Source organism: Actinoplanes sp. NPDC048791 (genome assembly GCF_040650095.1).
In the GTDB taxonomy this organism is placed as follows: domain Bacteria; phylum Actinomycetota; class Actinomycetes; order Mycobacteriales; family Micromonosporaceae; genus Actinoplanes.
The window spans coordinates 1-2,424 of sequence record NZ_JBEZGQ010001156.1; the positions used below are offsets into that span (position 1 = coordinate 1).

At 72.3% G+C, this 2,424-nt stretch carries 3 protein-coding genes; all 3 read right to left on the reverse strand.

The window, feature by feature from the left end; translation table 11 throughout:
* Positions 1-222 (reverse strand): aldehyde dehydrogenase family protein (locus AB0C29_RS43600; protein WP_360833564.1); only part of this gene is annotated, 222 nt, incomplete at its 3' end.
* 38 nt (positions 223-260) lie between these two features.
* The gene (locus AB0C29_RS43605; RefSeq protein WP_360833566.1) at positions 261-1,169 is read right to left on the reverse strand and encodes a pentapeptide repeat-containing protein; all 909 of its coding nucleotides are present in this window, start codon (positions 1,167-1,169) and stop codon (positions 261-263) included.
* On the reverse strand, positions 1,166-2,424 hold a 1,259-nt coding region (locus AB0C29_RS43610; RefSeq protein WP_360833568.1), incomplete at its 5' end, for a Hint domain-containing protein. The genes AB0C29_RS43605 and AB0C29_RS43610, both read right to left, overlap by 4 nt.

Consider the following 2,424-nt stretch of genomic DNA (forward strand, 5'->3'; position numbering starts at 1 on the left):
GACGTCCGCGACCCGGTGCAGCAGGGCGGCGCGCTCGAAGGCGGACAGCCGCGCCCAGCCACCGGCGGCCCGGCGGGCGGCGGCGATGGCGGCGCGGGCGTCCTCGCGGTCACCGTCGGGCACGGTGCCCAGCTGCTCACCGGTCGCCGGGCTGGTCGCGACGGTGGTGGCGCCGGACCGCGCGGAGATCCAGGCGCCGTCCACGAACATCTGATGGTGCATGACTCTCCCAGCCGGCCGGACGATGAGGCGAGCCCACCCTAGTCGGCCGGGATGACGGCCTGGCCGCCCGGACGCCACCCCGCAGCCGTCAGCGCGGCCCGGACCGCCGATGCCCCGGCCGGGAAGTCCCGGGCATTGAGCAGAGCCGCGGAACCCAGGCCCAGCAGTTTCCGGGCATGCAACAGGATCGTGCGGGGCAGCGTGCCGTCGGCGGCGCTCAGCGCGGCCAGGGCACCGTCGACCTGACCCACGTCGGTGATCATCATCAGGTCCGGGTCGGCCGGGAGCCGGACCGTCGTGAACGGCGTGCCGCGGAACTCGCAGCCGTCGAACTCGGCGCCGCTCAGGTCCACCTCGGTCATCGGGTTGGCATCCGGCTTGTCCTCGCCGAGGTGCCGCCCGTCGAAGACCACGTCGCGCAGCGGCCCGGCGAAGGTGCACCGCACCAGACTGGACTGCCAGAAGTTGACCCGGTCGAGCCGGGCGAATGAGAAGTCGCAATCCGTGTACGTCGCGGCGCTGGAGCCGGCCGCGGTGAGGTCGGCCCGGACGAAGCTGACCCGTTCGTAGCGGTTGCCCCGACCCTCGCGCCAGGCGCCCAGTGACGAGCCGCGCAGCGCGGCGCCGGTGAACGTGGTGTCCGCGACCGTCGAACCCCACAGCCGCCAGTCGTGGCAGACCGCCCGGTCCAGCCGGACGGACTCCAGCGTGCAGTCGAACAGGCGGACCCCGGCCAGCGACGCCCCGGACAGGTCGATCGCGGCCAGGTGGGCGCCCCGCCATTGCGAGACCGGCGGGGCGGCCGGGAACCCGCGGAGGTCGCGTTTGCCGTCGACCTCCGCGAGGTCCAGGTCGTCAAGCCCGGCGCCGGCCGCCAGGCGGGACTGGATCTCCCGTTGCAGCAGCCGTCCGTCCGGTGTCGACCATCGTTGCCGTAACGCTCTCACTGCCACAGGATGCCCACTCCCGGGCCGTAGCGGGGGCCGTAGTCGTACACATGCTGACCCCAGCTCTTGGTGGTCGTGAGGTCGTACCAGCCGACGAGCGGGACCGGTCCGGTGTTGGCCCAGTCCGGGCCCGGGTAGCCGTTGGGCGTGCTGAACAGCGGGGCGAGCGAGGGGTCGTCGTCGGCCATCCGTTTCACCTCCGCGTCGAGGATGTTGCCCTTGATCGCGTTCTCCAGGTTGGGGTTCTTGTCGATCCTGGCCTGGTCCTTGGCCGAGAAGCCGATCTCGTCGTTCTCCCACCGGCGCAGCGCGTCGTTGGTGAAGTCGCGCAGCTTGGCGGCCAGCGGATCCGGGTTGGTGATCTCGTTGCCGTAGAGGTCCACCACCTTGGCACCGCAGTTGTGCACCAGGATCCGGAAGGCACCGGCCTGGGCGTAGAAGGTGTGGAAGCCGCCGACGCTGAGGTTGTGCACGGTGACCCTCGCGGTACGGGCCTTGACCGCGGTGACCTCCGCCTGGCCGCCGACCTCGGTCCGCAGCCGCGAACCCGGGCGCAGGTCCTCGGCGTCGATCCACCGGCGCGCGTCCGGCGCCCAGAACGGGTGACTGTCGGCCGCGGTCAGGGTCGCGGTCCGGCCGTTCGACGTGATCGTGAGGTCGACCAGCTTCTTGACGCCCCGGTCGGTGACCACGTCGGTGACCGGGCGGGCCGCGGTGCGGTTGGTCTCCGGGTCGGTGGCCAGCACCTTCGCCCCGACCGGCACGTCCTCGATCGGCACGGTACGGCCGTCGGCGAGCAGGATCGGCGTACCGGCCAGGAAACTGTTCGGGATCTGGCAGGCCTGCGCCCGTTCGGCGATCTCCAGCAGGTCGTCGATGCGGTCGCGGGCCAGCGCCGCCCGTTCGATGAAGTTCTGGATCTTGGGCGCCAGCTTGGCCAGCTTGAACGCCGTGGTGAGGACCCGGGGCCCCGGAATGAGCCCGACGGCCGCCCACAGGCAGGCCACGATGTCGCCGTTGCCGAAGCAGGCCTCGAACTCGGCCAGCCCGGTCAGTTCCTTGAGCAGCTCGGCGTCCTCGGACGCCAGGAAGTCCCACACGCTCATCCCGGCCAGCGCCTGATCGTTCTGCAGCTGGGCCCGCTGCTCGGGGGTCAGGCCCCCCAGCAGCTCCGGCGCCGGCAGCGCCGGTGGGTTGCCGGACACCTGGGCGGCCAGGGTCAGGGCCCGGCGCCGGCGGTCGGTCTCCTCGGCGC